Origin of the sequence: Mycolicibacterium neworleansense (assembly GCF_001245615.1) — a bacterium.
Lineage (GTDB): Bacteria > Actinomycetota > Actinomycetes > Mycobacteriales > Mycobacteriaceae > Mycobacterium > Mycobacterium neworleansense.
Window position 1 is genome coordinate 1,402,706 of sequence record NZ_CWKH01000002.1, and the last position, 18,342, is coordinate 1,421,047.

An 18,342-nucleotide genomic window follows, 5' to 3' on the forward strand; every position below is an offset into this window, starting at 1 on the left:
GTTCCGGTCAGGTCGCCCCCAACTGGCGGGCGGCCTGACCGAGTGTCTCCACGCCGGAGGCGATCTGGGATTCGGTCAGGTTGGCGTAGCCCAGGATCAGTCCCGGCGGCGCGGTGTCGGGTTCGGCGTAGCACGGGGCCAGGGCTTCCAGCCGGATGCGTGCCTCGGTGGCCCGCCGCGTCAGCTCGTCGATGGGGAAGCCGACCGGGAACCGCACGGTCAGGTGTACGCCGGCGGCCGCGCCGAGCACCTCGGCCTGCGGGAGGTGGCGCGCCAGCGCGTCGAGTAGTGCCTTGCGCCTGCCCGGGTAGCGGCGACGCATCTGACGCAGGTGACGGTCGTAGCCGCCGGAGGTGAGGAACTGGCTGAACGCGATCTGGTCCATCACCGAACTGCCGGTGTCGGCAAGGCTTTTGGCGGTTCTGACCCGCTCGATCAGGTGGGCGGGCAACACCATCCAGCCGATCCGAAGTCCGGGTGCCAGGGTCTTGCTGGTCGAGCCGAGATACACCACCCGATCCGGTGCGACCCCCTGCAGGGCGCCCACCGGGGCCCGGTCGTAGCGGTACTCGGCGTCGTAGTCGTCCTCGATGATCAACCGTCCGGATTGTGCCCACTCCAGCAGTTCGGTGCGTCGGACAGCCGAGAGCACCACACCGGTCGGGGACTGGTGGGCCGGGGTGGTCAGCACCGTGGTGGCTCCGCTGGCGCTCAGTGCGCCGACGTCGATGCCGTTGGTGTCCACCGGGATCGGTAGTGGGTCGATGGCGTTGTGCCGCAGGACCATTCGATGTAGCCAGAATCCCGGATCCTCCATCGCCACCGGACCGTCCATGCACCGCGCCAGGAGTGCGACGGCCTGTGTCGCGCCCGAACACAACACGATCAGGCGCGGATCGGCCACCACGCCGCGGGTACGCCGCAGGTAGTCGGCCACCGCGGCGCGGGCGGCCGGCAGCCCGTGCGGGGCCGCGTAGCCGAATGCGCTGGATTCGATCTCGGCCAGGCCCCCTCGCATGGCGCGCAACCAGGCCTGGCGCGGGAAGCTGGTGAGATCCGGTGAGCCGGGGGTGAAGTCGACGTCGAAGCGGGGTCGGGCGCGGTCTGACTGAGCGCGGCCGGTCGGGGCGGTGTCCACGGCTGCGACGCGGGTGCTGCCGCCTTGATTGCTGTGCAGGAACCCTTCGGCGGTCAGCTGGCCGTAGGCCTCGACCACCAGCCGGCGCGACACCCCGAGGTCGGCGGACAGCACTCGGGTGGACGGAAGCCGGGAGCCGGGAGTCAACCGGCCGGACCGGATGGCGTCGCGCAGGCCGTCGGCGAGCTGGCGGTGTAACGGGCACGTGCTGTCCCGGTCCAGTTCGACCAGCAGTTCCGGGGCCGAACTGGTACCCGAAGTTGCCATGAAATTGGAGCCTACTCGGAGACCACTGTGGCGTTAGCGTGATGACATGGCCAACGCCGCGGGCCCGGTGACTCACACCCGGCGCTACCCAGAAGTGGTCCTCGCCGTGTTCGGCGTCTACTCGGTGGCCCTGGGTTTGTTCATGCTGCTGGCGCCGGGCACGTTCTTCGACACACTCGGCGCCTTCGGCGTGCGTAACGACCACTACATCCTCGACAACGCGTCCTTCGAGTTACCGCTTGGGCTGATGATGCTGGCTGCGCTGAGGTGGCCGCGGTGGCGGGTGCCCACGCTGGCCTTCGCCACCGTGCACTGGGCCCTGCATTCGTTGAGTCACCTGATTGATACGCACCACGCCGCGGGCAGCTGGGTCGGGTGGCTGGAAGCCGCTGGTCTGGTGCTGACCACCGTTCTGTTGGCAATCGCATTGCGTATCAGCATGTCCGACGACAAGGTAGGAGAACCCTAGATGCGTGTCCTGGTGGCCGGTGCAACCAGTGTCCCCGGCATCCCGCTACTGCGGGAGCTCAGCAGGCGCGGCCACGAGGTGATCGGGGTGACGCGGTCTTCGGGCAAGACCGACCAGATCTCGGCGGCCGGGGCCAAGCCGGTGGTGGCCGACGTGTTCGACGTGGGCCAGATCGACGCCGTGATGGCCGAGTTCGCCCCCGAGGCAGTGGTGAGCCTGTTGACCACATTGCCGAAGTGGGGGCCGAAGCGGCCCAAGGACTTCGGCCCCGCGACGGAGTTGTGGAGCCGAGGGGCCCCGAACCTGGTGGCCGCGGCCCAGCGCGCCGGTGTGCGCCGGGTGGTCGCGGAATCGGTCATCTTCGCCTACGGCTATGGCTCGAGCGGACCGGCGCTCATCGACGAGAGTGATCCCTATCCCGGGCCGCCGCCGCCGCACGGGGCCGGATTCCTGGAGGCGCTGCGGGGCATGGAACGCACCGTGCTGGCCTCGGGCGAACATAGTGGCACCGAGGGAATCGTCTTGCGCTACGGCGTTTTCTACGGGCCCGGGGTGATCCATGACGAACTGTTCACCCGGCTCGCGAAATGGTGGGCGCTACCGGCGCTGACCGGTACCGGGATCCTGTCGTGGGTGCACATCGACGATGTCGCCCGGGCCACCGCGGACGCGCTCGAGAAGGGCCGCGGAGGCCAGATCTACAACATCGTCGACGACCGGCCGCAGTCTTTCGGTGATTACGTCCGGGAACTGAACCGCAAGCTGAACCGGCCCCGGCCGGTGCCGATCTCGCATCGACTGGTCGGGCTGGTCGCCTCGTACCCGGCCACCGCGTTCGGCCAGGCCTGGCTTCCGCTGTCGAACGCGAAGGCCAAGGCCGAACTCGGCTGGACGCCTATTCCCCGGTGAACTGTGGCGGGCGCTTCTGGAACATCGCGGTGACGGCCTCGGCCAGATCCTTCGACGGCAGGAAGGCCGAGTTCCACGCCGCCACGTAACGCAGGCTCTCGGACACCCTGGCGGTGCGCTGCTGGTCGAGCACGTCCTTGACCCCGGCGACGGTCAGCGGCGGGTTGGCGGCGATCTCAGCGGCCGTGGCGTGCGCGGCCGCCAACGAGGCGTCGGCGTCGTCGTACACGTCGTTGACCAAACCGATGCGCGCGGCATGCGATGCGTCCACGTCTTTGCCGGTCAGCACCAGCTCCCGCAGGTGCCCGTCGGACAGGATCAGCGGCAGCCGGGCCAGGCTGCCCACGTCGGCGACGATGGCCAGTTTGGTCTCGCGCACCGAGAACTTGGCGTCGGTGCTGGCGTAGCGGATGTCCACCGCACTGATCAGGTCGACGCCGCCGCCGATGCACCAGCCGTGGATCGAGGCGATGGTCGGGGTGCGGCAGTCGGCGACGGCGGTGATGGCGCCCTGCATCTTCTGCAGCCGCTTGTGGAAGCCGGCACGGGCACCGGCTCCGGCGTCGAGGCCGGGCAGTTCGGCGCCCATGGCCGGCAGGTCGAGGCCGTAGCTGAAGTTCTTGCCCGAGCCGGTCAGCACGATCGCGCGGACGTCCGGGTCGGCGTCGAGGGTTTCGAACACGTCCGGCATCTCGGCCCAGAACGCCGGGCCCATCGCGTTGCCCTTGCCGGGACCCAGCAGCGTCACCTGGGCGACGTGGTCTTTGATCTCGACGGAAACGGACTCGTACGTGTCAGACATGGGGTGGACACTACCGAGTATGGATGAACTCGATAGCGCCGAGGCCACGCTCGACGTGCTGCAACGCGTGCTGCACGGCGTCACCGCGGATGATCTGTCCCGTCCGACACCGTGTCGAGAGTTCGACGTGGCGGGGCTGACGGACCACCTGCTGAACTCGATCGCCGTGATCGGCTCGGCGGCCGGTGCGCAGATTCCCGACCGCGACCCCGACACCTCGGTGCAGGACCAGGTGCTCAACGCGGCGCGCCCGGCGGTGGCGGCGTGGCGACGGCGCGGGGTGGACGGCACGGTGCCGTTCGGTCCGGGCGAGGCCCCGGCTCAGATGATGGCGCGGATCCTGTCGCTCGAATTCCTGGTGCACGCCTGGGATTACGCCGCGGCCACGGGCCAGACGCTCGACGTGCCGGATCAGCAGCCGGAGTGCGTCCTGGGGTGGGCCCGCGAGATCATCACCCCGGAGGGGCGGGTGCGGGCGGGTTTCGACGACCCGGTGGAGATCGGGGCGGACGCACAGCCACTCGACCGCCTGCTGGCCTTCACGGGCCGCCGGCCGACGGGCTAGACGCGCTGCAGGTAGAAGTACAGGTAGCGGCCGTCCACCACCGCGCCCTTGCCGTTCATGATGCCCATCACGGTGTTGTCGTCGACCACCTTGAAGTGGTCGTGCACGGGGCGGCCGTCGTAGACCATGGTCGCGGTCACCTCGCCGCGGAACTCCTCCAGCCACAGGCTGGCCTCGCCGTTCATGGCCTCGGTGTTGGAGAACTTGTTGCCATCGGCGTCCAGGCAGACCAGCGGCTTGGCATCGGCCGACGAGTGGAACGTCTTGCCGAACCAATTGAGCCGCTTCATGAATCCGTTGGCCTTGTGGCCGGTCTGGAATTCGCCGCCCTTCCACTCGCCGAGCATGAACTCGATGCCGGCGGGCCGCAGCAGCGCCCAAAACGCGTCGAGTTCGGCGTCGGGGATCTCCCCCTCGCGGCTGACGAATCCGTCGAACGTGCCGCGCACACCGTTCACTTGGTCTCTCCTGTCCGAGTCCCGGTGTCACCCGCGATCCAGCGTTGGGCGAACTCCAGAAAGGCGTCGTTCTCGTGCGGGGCCCCGATGGTGACCCGCACGCCGTCCTCACCGTACGGGCGCACGATGAGACGGTTGTCGGCGGCCCTGGCCACGAAGTCCAGCGTGCGTTCGGCCAACGGCAGCCAGACGAAGTTCGACTGCGACGGTGGGAGCTCGAATCCGGCGTCGCGCAGCGCGGCGCTGACCCGAACGCGTTCGGCGACGACGGCGTCGGTGCGGGCCAGGAGCTCGTCGGCGGCCTCGAGGCTGGCGATGGCGGCGGCCTGGGACACGCTCGTCGCGCTGAACGGCACGTAGACCTTGCCCAGCGCGGTGACGATCTCCGGATCGGCGACGGCGTATCCGACGCGCAGGCCGGCCAGCCCGTAGGCCTTCGAGAAGGTGCGCAGAACAACCACATTGCGGTGCGAGCGGACCAGTCCCAGGCTGTCGGGCACCAAGCCGTCGCGGATGTACTCCACGTAGGCCTCGTCGAGGACGATCAGGATGTCGTCGGGGACCGCCGCCACGAACCGGGCCAGCGCCTCGGGCTCGACCACCGTGGAGGTCGGGTTGTTCGGGTTGCAGACGAACACCAGCCGGGTGCGGTCGGTGATCGCCGCGAGCATGGCGTCGAGATCGTGAGTCTCGTCACGCAGGGGTACCGGGACGCCTGTCGCGCCGGCCGTGCGGATCTGCAGCGGATAGATCTCGAAACTGCGCCATCCGTAGACGACTTCGTCGCCGGCGGCGGATGTGATTTGTATCAACTGCTGGCACAGGCTCACCGAACCACAGCCGACGGCGATGTTCTCCGGCGCGAACCCGACGTGTTTGGCGAGATGTTCGCGCAGGTCAAGGTACCCGTTGTCGGGGTAGCGGTTGATGTTCTCGGTGGCTTTCAGGATCGCCTCGCGCACGCTGGGCAACGGAGGAAACACGGTTTCGTTGCTCGCGATCTTGATTGCGCCCGGAACTGTTTTGCCTGGTGCGTACGCCGGGAGGTCGGCCATTTCGGGGCGCAGACGGATACTCACTTGGCCAGAATAGGGGAGGCTGTGTACTGTGTGCCCTCGGCGGTTTCGGGCGACAGGACGGAGTCCGGTACCCTCACAGAAGTTCAAAGGAGGCGTGCCAGAGCGGCCGAATGGGACTCACTGCTAATGAGTTGTCCCCCTTACAGGGGACCGGAGGTTCAAATCCTCTCGCCTCCGCCAGGGTTGACTTGTCAACCGCACAACTGAATAACGCTAGGCGCCCGTAGCTCAACGGATAGAGCATCTGACTACGGATCAGAAGGTTAGGGGTTCGAATCCCTTCGGGCGCACTCAAAAAAATCGAGGCGTGGTCTTCCGGACCGCGCCTCGATTTGATTCATCTCGGCGCTACTCCGAGGAGACGGCCGTGGCGATGTCGATCGCGATCTCCCGCAGGACGTCGTCGGTCACGTACTGACGCGCGGTCTGGCGGTTGAGCCGCAGCACCGAGACCAGGAGCTCGATGTGCCCGGCCACCTGGACCCGGGCCAGCTCCGGCGGTAGGTGCAGGCCGTGCAGATCGGCCAGGAAGCCGCGCAGCACGGTGACACGGTCGTTCATCCACGGTGACCGGCCGGCCACCGTGGATGTCGAGGTCTTCAGCTGATGGGTCTGCCGCGGGGACGCCGCTGGGCGCTGCCTCGCCCGGACACGGATGTCACCGTGCGGTGAACCGCATCCGGTGAATGCCGCCGTGCGCATGACCTTGGCGGTTGCCATGGCGTGTCTGTGACCCATTGTTCCCGTACCTGCCGACAAAAGTTGTTTGCCAGTTAACTTTACGGGAACGTCTCAGGTTCGGCTCAGGTTCGGCCCTCGCCTCAGTTCCACATCACCGCGATAGCCGACGCGAGCAGGGGCAGCACGCCGGCGGCGACGAACAGCGGCATGACCGGCTGGCCGCCCGCGCGACGCTGGCGGGCCGTGCCGATGCCCAGTACCGCGCCGAGCGCCACCAGGATGACCAGCTTGGTGCCGATCTTGGGGTAGTTGAGGACGATGCCGGCCGGCCAGGGCGCGGCCAGGGCCAGGCCGGTGACGAGTGACAGCGTCATGCCCCAGGTCATCACCGGGGTGATCAGGAAGCGTCGAGCCGCTGCCTCGGCGATCCAGGCGCCGACCATGACCGCGAAACCGAGCAGATGTGCATATACAACTACGTTGCGTAGTAGATCCATGCCCGGAGTGTAGGCGGCGCGGCGGCGCGGCATGGCCGAACCCGCCGAAGAGCTTCCCGGGCGGGCCGGCGTCGGTCACGTAGGCTCGGCTGGATGCGGCTGCTTCTGATCGCCGACACCCATATACCCAAGCGCGCCAAGGATCTCCCGGCTCAGGTGTGGGACGAGGTGGACCATGCGGATGTCGTTGTCCACGCCGGAGATTGGGTCGACCCCGCCCTGCTCGACGCGCTCACTGCGCGTGCTGCCCACCTGATCGGCTGCTGGGGCAACAACGACGGCGCAGAGCTGCGCAGGCGGTTGCCCGAGCGCGCGGACGTGACGCTGGACGGGCTGAGGTTGACCGTCGTGCACGAGACCGGTGCGGCCACCGGGCGGGAGGCCAGGATGGCCAGGGATTACCCGGGCAGCGATGTCCTGGTCTTCGGTCACAGCCACATCCCATGGGATACCACCGCGAAAACCGGTCTGCGCCTGCTGAACCCGGGATCGCCGACCGACCGTCGCCGCCAGCCGTACTGCACGTCATGACCGCGCGTATCACCGCCGGCGTGCTGGCCGACGTCACGCTGCACACGCTGGACCGGCCCACAACGGGTTAGCTGGCCTCGCCCGCGCAGATCAGGGAGATGTGCTTGGTGGCCCAATCGCCCAGCGGCTCAAGGGAGTCCAGCAATTCCTGGCCGGCAGGTGTCATGGAGTACTCCACCCGCGGCGGCACCTCGTGGTAGCTCTCCCGGTGCACCACGCCGTGCGCTTGTAGTTCCTTGAGGTGTTGGGTCAGCATCTTCTGGGATACCCCGGGCAGGCTGCGGTGCAGCGCGTTGAAACGCTTCGGCCCTTCCTGGAGCTCCCAGAGGATCAACGGCTTCCACTTCCCGTCCACCACGGCGAACGCCGCATCGAGTCCACAGGTGAACCTGCCGAGTTGGGCCATCGAATATCCTTGCTGCTCAGGGCCAATAGTTTCGAAAAAGTAAGTATCGCACTAAAAAGTGGGTACTTGTTCTGAGGTTAGCGCGGCTTCCACGATGGTGGCATGACAACCACTCACCAATCGATCAGCTTCCTCGGCCTGGGTGCGATGGGCTCGCAGCTGGCCCGCATCGCGTTGAAGGCGGGCCACCCGACCGTCGTCTGGAACCGCACCGCCGAGCGGGCCGCCGTCCTCGTCGAGGAGGGCGCCACCGCGGCGGCCACCGTGGTGCACGCTCTCGACGCGGATCTCATCGTGGTCTGCCTGTTCGATCAGGCTTCGGTGCATGAGGTTCTCGACCCGGTGGCCGACAAGCTGGCCGGGCGCCGTCTGGTCAACCTGACCACCACGTCGCCGAACGGTGCGCGGGAGCTGGCTCGCTGGGCTGCCGGCCACGGTGCCGAATACCTCGACGGCGGCATCATGGCGACGCCGGAGATGATCGCGACCCCGCAGTCGGCGATCCTCTACAGCGGCTCGGCCGCGCTGTTCGACGAGTCCCGCGAGATCCTCGAACTGTGGGGCAGCACTGAGTACTTCGGTGACGATGCCGGCCTGGCATCGCTGTACGACCTGGCCCTGCTCTCGGCGATGTACGTGATGTTCGCGGGCTTCGCCCACGGCGCGGCCATGGTGGGCGCGGCCGGGGTTTCGGCGAAGGAGTTCGCCGCCCGCACCGCCGCGTGGCTGCCGGCGCTGATGCCGGCGATCGCCGAATATGCGACGGTCATCGACGGCGGCGACTACTCGGTGCCCGGCCAGCAGAGCCTGTACTTCTCCGATCTCAGTGACATCGTCAACGCCAGCCGGGACCAGGGGATCAGCACCGAAGCCGTCGACATGGTGCAGCGGTTGATCCACCGGCAGATCGATGCGGGCCACGGCGACGACGGCTTCGCCCGGATCATCGAGAGCATCAAAGACGGGGCCGCCGCATGACCGCGAGCGTGAGCGTGCTCGGTCTCGGACCGATGGGGCAGGCACTCGCAGGCGCACTGGTGACGGCGAAATACCGCACGACGGTGTGGAACCGGACGCCGGCCAAGGCCGACGCGCTGCGGGCCCGCGGAGCGGCGTGGGCGGAAACGCCGGCCGCCGCAGCCGCGGCCAGTGACCTCATTCTCGTCAACGTCGTCGACCAGGCCGCCGCGGATGCGGTGCTGGCCGCTGCGGGTGACGCACTCGCCGGCCGGGTGGTCGTCGGGCTGTCCTCCGACATACCCGATTCCGCGCACCGGACGGCCGAACTGGTGACCGCCCGCGGCGGCCGCTACCTGGACGGGGCCATCATGACGCCGACCGACACCATCGGGACGCGCAGCGCCAGCATCCTTTTCGCCGGGCCGCGGGAGCTGTTCGACACCCACCAGCCGGTGTTCGAGGCGCTGGCGACCTCCAGCTGGGTCGGCACGGACGTGGGCCGGGCGGCGGCGTTCGACATGGCGCTGCTGGACCTGTTCTGGACCTCGGTCAGCGGATTTGTCCACGCACTGTCGATGGCCCGCGCACACGGCATCGAACCCACCGAGCTGTTGGGGCATGCCAACAACATCGCGGCCATCCTGCCGCCGATCTTCGGTGAGATCGCCGAGCGTGTCGAAACCGATCGACACAGCGACGCCAGTGCCTCGGTGTCGTCGGTGGCCGCGTCGGTTCGGCATCTGATCGCGGCCTCGGCTTCGGCGGGACTGGATGCCGGCGCGCTGGAAGCGTTCCGGGGTTATGTGGACGCCGCGGTCGACGCCGGTCACGGGGCCGACGAGATCAGCCGGATCATTCCGACAAGCGTGACCGTCCCGTCACCCTGAGATGGCACGCTCGTGGGATGGAGCAAAAGCAGCCCGCCGCCGTCATCGAGGCAGCTCACCGTGCGCAACTGAGGAAGCTGCCCTTTGCGGACACCCGTGATTTCGAGGACGCCGACCGCGGCTTCATCGCCGCGCTCGAACCGTGCGTGGTGAGGTCCGCCGACGGAAGGGTGGTGTGGGACAACGACGCCTACGGCTTCCTTTCTGGGGAGGCGCCGGCATCGGTGCATCCGAGCCTGTGGCGCCAGTCGCAACTGTGCGCCAAACAGGGCCTGTACGAGGTGGTCCCGGGGATCTATCAGGTGCGTGGACTCGATATCTCGAACATCAGCTTCATCGAGGGCGACACCGGTGTGATCGTCATCGATCCGTTGATCTCGACTGAGGTGGCCTCGGCGGCGTTCGGGCTGTACCGCGAGCACCGTGGGGACCGGCCGGTGGTCGCCGTCATCTACACGCACAGCCACGGCGACCACTTCGGCGGTGTCCTCGGCGTCACCTCGCAGGCCGACGTCGATGCGGGCAAGGTCGCGGTGCTGGCACCCGAGGGGTTCGTCGAACACGCGGTGCAGGAGAACGTCTACGCCGGCACGGCGATGACCCGTCGCGCCACCTACATGTACGGCACGCAGCTCGACCGCGGTCCTGCGGGGCAGGTGGGGTGCGGCCTCGGCCAGACCACGTCCACGGGTGAGGTGGCGCTCATCGTGCCCACCATCGACATCCGCCGTACCGGTGAGACCCACACCATCGACGGGGTCGATATCGAGTTCCAGATGGCGCCCGGGACCGAGGCGCCCGCAGAGATGCACTTCTACTTTCCCCAATTCCGCGCGCTGTGCATGGCCGAGAACGCCACCCACAATCTGCACAACCTGCTGACCCTGCGCGGTGCGCTGGTGCGTGATCCGCATGGCTGGGCGGGCTACCTCACCGAGGCCATCGACACCTTCGCCGACCGCGCCGACGTGGTCTTCGCCTCGCACCACTGGCCCACCTGGGGCCGCGAGCGGATCGTGGAATTCCTGTCACTGCAACGGGATCTGTACGCCTATCTGCATGACCAGACCCTGCGCCAGCTCAACCAGGGCTACACCGGGGTCGAGATCGCCGAGGGGTTCCAGCTGCCGCCCGCGCTGGAGCAGGCCTGGCATGCCCACGGTTACTACGGATCGGTCAACCACAACGTCAAGGCCATCTACCAGCGCTACATGGGCTGGTTCGACGGGAACCCGGGCCGGTTGTGGCCGCATCCTCCCGAGGCGCTCGGACCGCGTTACGTCGCGGCGATGGGAGGGGTCGACCGCGTGGTCGAGCTGGCCGGCAAGGCATTCGAAGAAGGTGATTACCGCTGGGCGGCAACACTTCTGGATCACGTGATGTTCACCGATGCCGATCATGGGCCGGCGCGTGAACTCTACGCCGACACTTTCGAGCAGCTGGCCTACGGTGCGGAGAACGCCACCTGGCGCAACTTCTTCCTGTCGGGTGCCACTGAATTGCGCGTGGGTAAGTTCGGTACCGCCGGACAGGTCACCGCGCCGACGATGCTGGCGCAACTGAGCCCCGAGCAGATGTTCGACGTCCTGGCGATCAGCATCAACGGACCGCGGGCGTGGGATTTGGACCTGGCCATCGACGTGACCTTCCTCGACACGGCCGTCAACTATCGGCTCACCGTGCGCAACGGGGTCCTGGTCTACCGCAAGGCCGATCCGGACGAGGCCAGTGCGAATGCCACCGTGAAGCTCGCGAACAAGTTGCGACTGCTGGCCGTCGCGGCGGGGGATACCGATTCGCCCGGTCTGGAAGTCACCGGCGATGCCGACGCACTGCCGTCGCTGCTGGCGGCGCTGGACCGGCCCGACCCGAACTTCGACATCGTCACGCCATGAGGTGAACGCGGCATTAACTTATATAGACAGGTAGTAAAAACTCAAAACTTGTATTGACAAGTTGTGGTGATGTGGACCACAGTATCCGCATGGGAATTCATCACAGCTACGACGTCGTGGTGGTCGGCGCAGGCATCGTCGGCCTGGCGCACGCCTATCACGCGCAGCAGCGGGGGCTCAGCGTCGCCGTTGTCGATCACGCCGACGGCGTCGTCGGCGCCTCGGTCCAGAACTTCGGCCACGCCTGCATCACCGCCCAGTCGGGCGTCGCCCGGGACTACGGCCGCAACGGACGTGAGCACTGGCTCGACCTGTCCCGCAAGGCGGGCTTCTGGTCCGCGGAGTCGGGCACGTTCTGCGTCGCGCGCCACGACGACGAGCTCGCGGTGATGGATGAGTTCGCCGCCGCACGCGGAGACGGCGAGGTGCGCCTGCTCAGCCGCGAGCAGATCCTCGAGCAGATCCCGGTGGTGGCCTCCGGAGTCACCGGCGGCATGTACCTGCCCAACGACCTGCAGGTCGACCCGCGCACGGCCGCCCCGTCGATCGCGCGGTGGCTGGAATCGCATGGTGTCGACTTCCATTGGCGCACCGCGGCATCCGGTTTCCAGCCCGGGGTGGTGCACACCTCACGCGGCCCGTTGCGCGCGGGTACGACGTTCGTCACGGTCAACTGCGACGTCGACCGGCTGTTCCCCGAGCTGGCTGAACGCGACGGTCTGCTGCGCTGCCGGCTGCACATGCTGCGGGCCCGGCTGCCGCTGGCCTTCACGCTGCCCGCACCCCTGTTCACCGGATGGTCACTGCTGAGGTACTCGGGATTCGAAGAACTTCCGAGCACCGAGGCGGTGGCCGCCCGGTTGCGTGCCGAACATCCCGACTACGTCGCGATCGACCTGCACCAGATGTACACCCCGCAGCCCGACGGCTCCCTGCTGATCGGCGACACCCACTACCGCGACATCTCCGCGCCACCGTTCCAGACCGAGGAGGGCTTCGCCGTCCTCCTGGAGGAAGCCCGGAACCTGTTCGGGGTCAAAGAAATCGAGGTGAGCGAGCGCTGGCAGGGCGTCTACACCTCCGCACCCGATCAGGAGTTCCTGATCGAACAGCCCATCGAGGGCACCCACGTCGTCACCGTCACCACCGGTATCGGCATGACCACCAGCATGGGCCTCGCCCACGACAGTGTCGGCAACGCGCTGGACCGACTCGTCGCAACCGTCTGAACGATCCGATTCTGAAGGGATAAACCAATGGGCACCAATACAACTGATCCGATCAGCCTGGTCGTGTTCGACATGGCCGGAACCACCGTCGAGGACACCGGACTGGTTCAGCAGTCCTTCCTCGCGGCCGACAGCCACGCCGGTCTGTCGAAAACCGACGCCGACCGTGAGGAGATGCTGCGCTACGTCACCGACACCATGGGCCAGTCCAAGATCGTGGTGTTCCGCCACCTGGCCAAGGGCAACGAGGAGCAGGCACAGGCCGCGAACAAGGAGTTCGAGCGCTGCTATGCCCAACTGGTCTCCGAGGGCAACTGCAGCCCTATCCCCGGCGCCGAAGATGTCATTACATCTTTGCGCTCAAGCGGCATCAAGACCGCGCTGACCACTGGGTTCGCCCGGGAGACGCAGACGGCCATCATCGACGCCCTGGGCTGGCAGAACCTCGCCGATGTGGTGTTGTGCCCGGCACCGGGCATGCGTGGCCGGCCCTACCCGGACATGCCGCTGACCGCGCTGATGCAGACCGAAACCGATTCGGTGCGTTCGATGATCGTGCTGGGCGACACCTCCTCCGACGTCATCAGCGGGCTGCGCGCCGGTGCGCGGGCCTCGATCGGCGTGCTGACCGGAGCCCACAACCGGGCCCAGCTGTCCGACGCCGGTGCCACCCACATCCTCGACAGCGTCGCCGACCTCCCTGCCCTGGTGGCCGCCCTCCGATAGTCCGCCCACCGCTGCCGCTCCGCGGCGGTCGGTCGCAGGCCTCGCCTCCCGACCGCCGCACCTTCTCCGCACCCGTTCTCGCAAGAGAAACCTGCCTTTGACGTTCGGCCACCCTCGCTCGGCAATCTGCCCCGGCCCGTCAGCACACCGTCTGTGCCACGCCCACCAGAGGTGCACTCTCATGACCCAAACCGCGCTGTCCACCCCCACAACGATCGTTCCGCGCTACAAGCGCTGGCGCATCCAGATCTTCGCCGTCACCTGGATCGCCTACGCCGGTTTCTATTTCACCCGTCAGGCCTTCTCGGTCGCCAAGCTCGGCATCCTCGAAGACCCGATCCTGTCCACCAGTCTGACCAAGAGCACCCTGGCCAACCTTGATGCCGCCTACCTCGCGGCCTACGCGGCGGGCCAGTTCGTCTGGGGCCAGGTGTCCGATCGGTACGGCCCGCGGGTGGTGATTCTCGGCGGCCTCGCCATCTCGGCCGTCGCCACCGTCTTCATGGGGCTGCTGCCCGCGCTGGTGTTCCTGCTGCCGCTGATGATCGTGCAGGGGCTGGCCCAGTCCACCGGCTGGTCCCCGACGTTGAGCAACATGGCCCAGTTCTTCTCGATCGGGGAGCGGGGCCGCGTCCTCGGATTGTGGAGCACTAACTACGCGTTCGGCGGTCTGGTGGCCGCGCCGATTCTGGGTTGGGCCGCCTACGACGTGTTCGGCTCGTGGCGGGCGGCGTTCTTCACCGGGGCCGCAATCGTGGTCGGGGTGTTCGTGCTCGTGCTGCTGTTCCAGCGCAACCGGCCCCAGGACGTCGGGTTGCCGCCGATCGAGGAGTACCGGGCCTCTAAGGACGCACGAGAAGGTGTCGAACTCGACGCGTCGCCCGAGGCCGAGGCGGTTGCCGAGCCGACCCCGTCGTGGCGGGAATCGCTGAAGGTGGTGCTGGGCGACAGTATGGTGAGAACCCTTGGCGCGTCGTATTTCCTGCTCAAGCCGGCCCGGTACGCGATCCTGTTGTGGGGCCCGGTGATCGTCGCGGAACGGCTGGTCGACGGTGACAAGTTCCAGGCCGTGACCATCCCGGTGGCATTCGGTGTGGCAGGTGTGCTCGCCCCGATCCTGCTCGGCCGGATCTCCGATCGGGTGTTCAGTGCGCGCCGGGTGCCGGCCTGTGTGATCAGCCTGGGGATCCTGGTGGCGGTGCTGGCGCTGTTCGGTCCGCTCACCGCGACGGGCAGTCCCTGGATCATGGTGCTGGTGCTCGGCGTGATCGGCCTGAGTGTCTATGGCGCGGACGCGATGATCTCCTGTGTCGCCGCGGTGGACTTCGGTACCTCCAAACACGCGGGGACCGCGGCCGGCTTCATCAACTGTTGCGGTTCGGTCGGCGCGATCCTCGGTGGGTTGTTGCCCGGATATCTCAACACGTCCACGTTGTTCTACGGATTCGCCGGGGCGGCACTGCTTTCCATGTTGCTGCTCATCCCGCACTGGAACCGGATGCCCGCGGCTGACTGATCCTCACGAGCAGTCGCCCGCAAGCGGGAGGGCCCCAGTGGAAGCATCCCAAATCACCAGGTTTGGGATGCTTTCACGTCTGTTCGGCGGAGGAGAACTTGGTGCGGGCGTTGACGATGCTGAACGTGACCACGTCGGGCCGGTAGCGGTCGTCGGCGCACTCGAAGGCCACGCCGTGCTGATCACGCGAGACGCGGCGCTCTCGCAGCAGCGGACTGCCCGGCGCGATCCCGAGATTGGCGGCGTCGTCCGGACCGGCGGCCACCGCGTCGAGCACGTGCTCCATCGAGTCGAAGTACACGCCGCGACCGGCCAGGTAGTCGGTCATCGAGCCCGAGTCGGTGTCGAAGTCGAACAGCAGGGACCCCACGGAGTCGATGAATGTGCTGCGCTCGATCATCGCCGGTTCACCGTCGAGCAGTCGCACCCGCAGTACCTCAACCACGAAGTCGTCGGCCGTCAAACCCAGTGCCTCGATGGCCGTTTCGGAAGCGCGTCGCCGAGCCACCTCGATCGTTCGGTTACCCGCGGTCCGCCCGACGCGCTCGGCCCACTGCGTGAACGGGGTGAAGGTGTCCAGCGTCTGGGTGGCGTCATGACTGCGGACCTCCGCGGGCTTGCCGCGCGAGACCCGGATCAGACCCTCGTTCTTGAGGGTGGCCAGGGCCTGGCGGACCGGGCCGCGGGACACGTCGAACTCCGCGCACAGCGCACTCTCGGTGGGCAGCGCCTGACCGATGGCGTATTCGCGGCGGGTGATGCGCTGACGCAGTTCGGCGGCGACGTGCTCATGGCGCGAACGGGGCCCCGCCATCCGCATCACCTTCCGGTCAGGTTGTCATGACAAGTTTGCCACTGGGTTACATTACCGTGCCCGGGTCAGGGCAAGCCGCCGTCCACCCGCAGGATCGATCCGGTGGTGAAGCTGGACGCGTCCGACATCAGAAACAGTGCGGCGCCGACGATCTCAGGCGGATTGCCGGCCCGTTTCAGGGCCAGGTGGCCGAACGGGTCGCCGGCCATGTCCCAGGCCTTGCTGACATCGGTGAGGAACGGCCCGGCCATCAGGGTGTTGACGCGCACGGTCGGGCCGAACGCCTTGGCCAGGCCCTCGGTCATCGCGTTGAGTCCGGCCTTGGCCGCGGCGTAGGGGAGCATGTACTGGTCGGGCCGCAGCGATCCGGATGAGCTGACGTTGATGATGGCGCCGCCGCCGTCGGCGACCATGCGCTCACCGAGCAGGGCCGAAAGCCGGAACGGCCCTTTGAGATTCAGGTTGAAGACCGAGTCGAACAGTTTCTCGGTGACCGAGCCCAGCGATTCGTACAACGGCGACATGCCGGCGTTGTTGACCAGCACGTCCACCTTGCCGAACCGCTCGTACACCGCCTCGACCAGCCCGTCGAGTTGATCCCACCGGCCCACGTGCACCTGATACGCCCACGCGGCGCGACCGGTGGCCGCGGTGATCTCGTCGGCCGTCGCCACACAGGAGTCCAGGTTGCGGCTGGCGATGACCACGTCGGCGCCGCACCGCGCGGCGCCCATCGCGATCTCGCGACCCAGTCCGCGGCTGCCGCCGGTGACCAGCACGACCCGGTCGGTGAGATCGAACAACTCGTCCGCATAGCCCATGTCGCAGCCCTCTCCGGCCGGCTTACACCGCGGCCCTATGGTGACACGGTGCAACTGCTTCTCGTCCGACATGCTCTACCGCTCCGCAGCGAGCCCGGTCAAGGGTCTGACCCCGACCTGTCCGCCGACGGCATCGCCCAGGCGCAGCGGCTGCCCGCGGCCCTGGCCCGCTTTCCCGTCCGCCGGCTCGTCAGCAGCCCGCAGCGGCGCGCGATCCAGACCGCGGAACCGCTCGCCAAGGAGCTGGGGCTGCAGGTCGATGTCGACGACCGGCTCGCCGAGTACGACCGCGACATGTCGCACTACGTGCCGATCGAGGACATCGCCAAGGAGAACCCCGAGGAGCTGGCCCGGTTGGTGAGCGGTCACCTGCCCAGCAGCGTGGACGAGAACGCGTTCATGGCACGGATCAATGCCGCCGTCGAGGACCTGGTGGCCACCGGCGACCATGACGGCACCGTCGCGGTGTTCAGCCACGGCGGCGTGATCAATGTGCTGCTGCACCAGATCCTGGGCACCGAGCGGCTGCTGTCCTTCCACGTCGACTACGCCTCGGTCACCCGGCTGCTGTCCTCACGTTCGGGCAAGCTGGCCGTCGCCTCGGTCAACGGCACCGAACACGTATGGGACCTGCTGCCGCGAAATGTCCGGTGGTAAACAGTGACGGTGACGAATCTGGAGGGCCTCGACCTCACCGCGCTGGACCGGCACCTGCGTTCCGAGGGCGTTGCCCGCAGCGGGGAGCTGCGTGCTGAACTCATCGCCGGTGGCCGCTCGAACCTGACCTTCCGGGTGTGCGACGACGCATCGGCATGGGTGCTGCGACGTCCGCCGCTGCACGGTCTGACCCCGTCCGCGCACGATATGGCGCGCGAGTACAAGGTGGTCGCGGCGCTGGCCGGCACCGCGGTACCGGTCGCGCGTGCGGTGACGATGAGCAACGACGACTCCGTGCTGGGGGCGCCGTTCCAGATGGTCGAGAACGTGGACGGCCTGGTGGTGCGCAGCGCCTCGGAGCTCGCCCGACTGGGCGACGAAAGCGTGATCAGCGACAGCGTCGACGCCCTGATCCGGGTGCTGGCCGATCTGCACGCGGTGGATCCCGAGGCGGTCGGTCTCGGCGACTTCGGCAAGCCGGCAGGCTACCTGGAACGTCAGGTGCGGCGTTGGGGTTCGCAGTGGGACCTGGTGCGCCTTCCCGACGATCCTCGCGACGACGACGTCAAACGTCTGCATCAGGCGCTGGCCGATTCGGTCCCGGCGCAGAGCCGCAACTCGATCGTGCACGGCGACTACCGCATCGACAACACGATCCTCGACGCGCAGGACCCGACGAAGGTCCTCGCGGTGCTGGACTGGGAGCTCTCCACGCTGGGCGACCCGCTGAGCGACGCCGCGCTGATGTGCGTGTACCGCGACCCGATGTTCAACCTGATCCTGAGCATGGAAGCGGCGTGGAGTTCGCCGCAGATGCCGTCGGCCGAGGATCTGGCCAACCGGTATTCGGTGCAGTCCGGCCAGGAGCTGGCGCACTGGGATTTCTACATGGCGCTGGCGTATTTCAAGGCCGCCATCATCGCCGCGGGCATCGACTTCCGCGCACGCCAGGGGTCCGAGGCGCCGGGGAGCACGAGCGTCGGTGCCGCCGTGGCCCCGGCCATCGCCTCGGGTCTGCGCGCCATCAGCTGACTG

The 18,342-nt window shown here is 67.6% G+C and carries 20 protein-coding genes, 2 tRNA genes and 1 pseudogene; 14 read left to right on the forward strand and 9 right to left on the reverse strand.

Going from position 1 to position 18,342, the window contains the following annotated elements; genetic code table 11:
- Window positions 1–7 precede the first annotated feature (7 nt).
- Complete coding sequence (pdxR, locus tag BN2156_RS22380; protein WP_090517072.1) at window positions 8–1,405, reverse strand: MocR-like pyridoxine biosynthesis transcription factor PdxR; 1,398 nt, start codon at window positions 1,403–1,405, stop codon at window positions 8–10.
- Window positions 1,406–1,451: 46 nt separating this feature from the next.
- Between pdxR and BN2156_RS22385 the strand changes: the two genes are divergently transcribed.
- Window positions 1,452–1,874 carry a hypothetical protein gene (locus BN2156_RS22385; protein WP_090517073.1) on the forward strand — a complete coding sequence of 141 codons (423 nt, stop codon included), beginning with the start codon at window positions 1,452–1,454 and terminating at the stop codon, window positions 1,872–1,874.
- Window positions 1,875–2,783, forward strand: a complete 909-nt coding sequence (locus BN2156_RS22390; RefSeq protein ID WP_090517074.1) for an NAD-dependent epimerase/dehydratase family protein — start codon at window positions 1,875–1,877, stop codon at window positions 2,781–2,783.
- Here the strand turns inward: BN2156_RS22390 and BN2156_RS22395 are convergent.
- On the reverse strand, window positions 2,770–3,585 hold the full coding sequence (locus BN2156_RS22395; protein WP_090517075.1) for a crotonase/enoyl-CoA hydratase family protein: 816 nt from the start codon (window positions 3,583–3,585) through the stop codon (window positions 2,770–2,772). The genes BN2156_RS22390 and BN2156_RS22395 overlap by 14 nt on opposite strands.
- Before the next feature lie 19 nt (window positions 3,586–3,604).
- On the opposite strand from BN2156_RS22395, the gene BN2156_RS22400 reads away from it, so the two are divergent.
- Window positions 3,605–4,150 (forward strand): TIGR03086 family metal-binding protein, encoded by a 546-nt coding sequence (locus BN2156_RS22400; protein WP_090517076.1) that lies wholly within the window; start codon window positions 3,605–3,607, stop codon window positions 4,148–4,150.
- Here the strand turns inward: BN2156_RS22400 and BN2156_RS22405 are convergent.
- Together BN2156_RS22405 and hisC are read right to left on the reverse strand one after the other, a co-directional pair.
- Window positions 4,147–4,608 carry a DUF4334 domain-containing protein gene (locus tag BN2156_RS22405; protein WP_090517077.1) on the reverse strand — a complete coding sequence of 154 codons (462 nt, stop codon included), beginning with the start codon at window positions 4,606–4,608 and terminating at the stop codon, window positions 4,147–4,149. The two genes, BN2156_RS22400 and BN2156_RS22405, sit on opposite strands and share 4 nt — an antisense overlap.
- Window positions 4,605–5,687: a histidinol-phosphate transaminase gene (gene hisC, locus BN2156_RS22410; RefSeq protein WP_090517078.1), complete on the reverse strand. Its 1,083-nt coding sequence runs from the start codon at window positions 5,685–5,687 to the stop codon at window positions 4,605–4,607. Before hisC ends, BN2156_RS22405 begins: the two co-directional genes overlap by 4 nt.
- Before the next feature lie 88 nt (window positions 5,688–5,775).
- Here hisC and BN2156_RS22415 point away from each other — a divergent pair.
- Both BN2156_RS22415 and BN2156_RS22420 read left to right on the forward strand, forming a co-directional pair.
- Window positions 5,776–5,867 (forward strand) — tRNA-Ser (locus tag BN2156_RS22415).
- Between the two features lie 37 nt (window positions 5,868–5,904).
- Window positions 5,905–5,977 (forward strand) — tRNA-Arg (locus tag BN2156_RS22420).
- Between the two features lie 58 nt (window positions 5,978–6,035).
- Here BN2156_RS22420 and BN2156_RS22425 read toward each other — a convergent pair.
- Both BN2156_RS22425 and BN2156_RS22430 read right to left on the reverse strand, forming a co-directional pair.
- Complete coding sequence (locus BN2156_RS22425; protein WP_235625448.1) at window positions 6,036–6,407, reverse strand: hypothetical protein; 372 nt, start codon at window positions 6,405–6,407, stop codon at window positions 6,036–6,038.
- A gap of 101 nt (window positions 6,408–6,508) precedes the next feature.
- Window positions 6,509–6,865 (reverse strand): Fe-S protein, encoded by a 357-nt coding sequence (locus BN2156_RS22430; RefSeq protein WP_090517578.1) that lies wholly within the window; start codon window positions 6,863–6,865, stop codon window positions 6,509–6,511.
- A 93-nt stretch (window positions 6,866–6,958) separates the two neighbouring features.
- Here BN2156_RS22430 and BN2156_RS22435 point away from each other — a divergent pair.
- Window positions 6,959–7,467: pseudogene (locus BN2156_RS22435) on the forward strand (metallophosphoesterase family protein).
- On the opposite strand, the gene BN2156_RS22440 reads toward BN2156_RS22435, so the two are convergent.
- Entirely contained in the window at window positions 7,464–7,802 is a 339-nt protein-coding gene (locus BN2156_RS22440) for a winged helix-turn-helix transcriptional regulator (RefSeq protein ID WP_090517080.1), read from the reverse strand. The pseudogene BN2156_RS22435 and the gene BN2156_RS22440 sit on opposite strands and share 4 nt — an antisense overlap.
- Window positions 7,803–7,904: 102 nt before the next feature.
- Here BN2156_RS22440 and BN2156_RS22445 point away from each other — a divergent pair, with 102 nt between their 5' ends.
- The 6 genes from BN2156_RS22445 to BN2156_RS22470 all read left to right on the forward strand — a co-directional run bounded on the left by BN2156_RS22445 (window position 7,905) and on the right by BN2156_RS22470 (window position 15,015).
- Window positions 7,905–8,780, forward strand: coding sequence for an NAD(P)-dependent oxidoreductase (locus BN2156_RS22445; protein ID WP_090517081.1), 876 nt, complete (start codon window positions 7,905–7,907; stop codon window positions 8,778–8,780).
- Entirely contained in the window at window positions 8,777–9,649 is an 873-nt protein-coding gene (locus BN2156_RS22450) for an NAD(P)-dependent oxidoreductase (RefSeq protein WP_090517082.1), read from the forward strand. Before BN2156_RS22445 ends, BN2156_RS22450 begins: the two co-directional genes overlap by 4 nt.
- A 17-nt stretch (window positions 9,650–9,666) precedes the next feature.
- Window positions 9,667–11,544, forward strand: a complete 1,878-nt coding sequence (locus BN2156_RS22455; RefSeq protein WP_090517083.1) for an alkyl/aryl-sulfatase — start codon at window positions 9,667–9,669, stop codon at window positions 11,542–11,544.
- Between the two features lie 89 nt (window positions 11,545–11,633).
- The gene (locus BN2156_RS22460) at window positions 11,634–12,773 is read left to right on the forward strand and encodes a TIGR03364 family FAD-dependent oxidoreductase (protein ID WP_090517084.1); all 1,140 of its coding nucleotides are present in this window, start codon (window positions 11,634–11,636) and stop codon (window positions 12,771–12,773) included.
- Window positions 12,774–12,800: 27 nt separating this feature from the next.
- Window positions 12,801–13,499 (forward strand): phosphonatase-like hydrolase, encoded by a 699-nt coding sequence (locus BN2156_RS22465; protein WP_090517085.1) that lies wholly within the window; start codon window positions 12,801–12,803, stop codon window positions 13,497–13,499.
- A gap of 181 nt (window positions 13,500–13,680) precedes the next feature.
- Entirely contained in the window at window positions 13,681–15,015 is a 1,335-nt protein-coding gene (locus BN2156_RS22470) for an MFS transporter (protein ID WP_090517086.1), read from the forward strand.
- A gap of 73 nt (window positions 15,016–15,088) precedes the next feature.
- Here BN2156_RS22470 and BN2156_RS22475 read toward each other — a convergent pair whose 3' ends face one another.
- Together BN2156_RS22475 and BN2156_RS22480 are read right to left on the reverse strand one after the other, a co-directional pair.
- Window positions 15,089–15,829, reverse strand: coding sequence for a GntR family transcriptional regulator (locus tag BN2156_RS22475; protein ID WP_090517579.1), 741 nt, complete (start codon window positions 15,827–15,829; stop codon window positions 15,089–15,091).
- A 65-nt stretch (window positions 15,830–15,894) separates the two neighbouring features.
- The gene (locus tag BN2156_RS22480; protein WP_090517087.1) at window positions 15,895–16,650 is read right to left on the reverse strand and encodes an SDR family NAD(P)-dependent oxidoreductase; all 756 of its coding nucleotides are present in this window, start codon (window positions 16,648–16,650) and stop codon (window positions 15,895–15,897) included.
- 48 nt (window positions 16,651–16,698) lie between these two features.
- Between BN2156_RS22480 and BN2156_RS22485 the strand changes: the two genes are divergently transcribed.
- Window positions 16,699–17,307: a histidine phosphatase family protein gene (locus tag BN2156_RS22485; protein ID WP_090517088.1), complete on the forward strand. Its 609-nt coding sequence runs from the start codon at window positions 16,699–16,701 to the stop codon at window positions 17,305–17,307.
- Between the two features lie 9 nt (window positions 17,308–17,316).
- A complete protein-coding gene (locus BN2156_RS22490; RefSeq protein ID WP_090517580.1) occupies window positions 17,317–18,339 on the forward strand; it encodes a phosphotransferase family protein in 1,023 nt (340 codons plus the stop codon).
- Window positions 18,340–18,342: the final 3 nt, after the last annotated feature.

Coding starts and splice junctions, on each gene's coding strand:
- pdxR (WP_090517072.1), bottom strand. CDS start 1,405: ATGGCAACTTCGGGTACCAGTTCGGCCCCGGAACTGCTGGTCGAACTG.
- BN2156_RS22385 (WP_090517073.1), top strand. CDS start 1,452: ATGGCCAACGCCGCGGGCCCGGTGACTCACACCCGGCGCTACCCAGAA.
- BN2156_RS22390 (WP_090517074.1), top strand. CDS start 1,875: ATGCGTGTCCTGGTGGCCGGTGCAACCAGTGTCCCCGGCATCCCGCTA.
- BN2156_RS22395 (WP_090517075.1), bottom strand. CDS start 3,585: ATGTCTGACACGTACGAGTCCGTTTCCGTCGAGATCAAAGACCACGTC.
- BN2156_RS22400 (WP_090517076.1), top strand. CDS start 3,605: ATGGATGAACTCGATAGCGCCGAGGCCACGCTCGACGTGCTGCAACGC.
- BN2156_RS22425 (WP_235625448.1), bottom strand. CDS start 6,407: ATGGCAACCGCCAAGGTCATGCGCACGGCGGCATTCACCGGATGCGGT.
- BN2156_RS22430 (WP_090517578.1), bottom strand. CDS start 6,865: ATGGATCTACTACGCAACGTAGTTGTATATGCACATCTGCTCGGTTTC.
- BN2156_RS22440 (WP_090517080.1), bottom strand. CDS start 7,802: ATGGCCCAACTCGGCAGGTTCACCTGTGGACTCGATGCGGCGTTCGCC.
- BN2156_RS22445 (WP_090517081.1), top strand. CDS start 7,905: ATGACAACCACTCACCAATCGATCAGCTTCCTCGGCCTGGGTGCGATG.
- BN2156_RS22450 (WP_090517082.1), top strand. CDS start 8,777: ATGACCGCGAGCGTGAGCGTGCTCGGTCTCGGACCGATGGGGCAGGCA.
- BN2156_RS22455 (WP_090517083.1), top strand. CDS start 9,667: ATGGAGCAAAAGCAGCCCGCCGCCGTCATCGAGGCAGCTCACCGTGCG.
- BN2156_RS22460 (WP_090517084.1), top strand. CDS start 11,634: ATGGGAATTCATCACAGCTACGACGTCGTGGTGGTCGGCGCAGGCATC.
- BN2156_RS22465 (WP_090517085.1), top strand. CDS start 12,801: ATGGGCACCAATACAACTGATCCGATCAGCCTGGTCGTGTTCGACATG.
- BN2156_RS22470 (WP_090517086.1), top strand. CDS start 13,681: ATGACCCAAACCGCGCTGTCCACCCCCACAACGATCGTTCCGCGCTAC.
- BN2156_RS22475 (WP_090517579.1), bottom strand. CDS start 15,829: ATGGCGGGGCCCCGTTCGCGCCATGAGCACGTCGCCGCCGAACTGCGT.
- BN2156_RS22480 (WP_090517087.1), bottom strand. CDS start 16,650: ATGGGCTATGCGGACGAGTTGTTCGATCTCACCGACCGGGTCGTGCTG.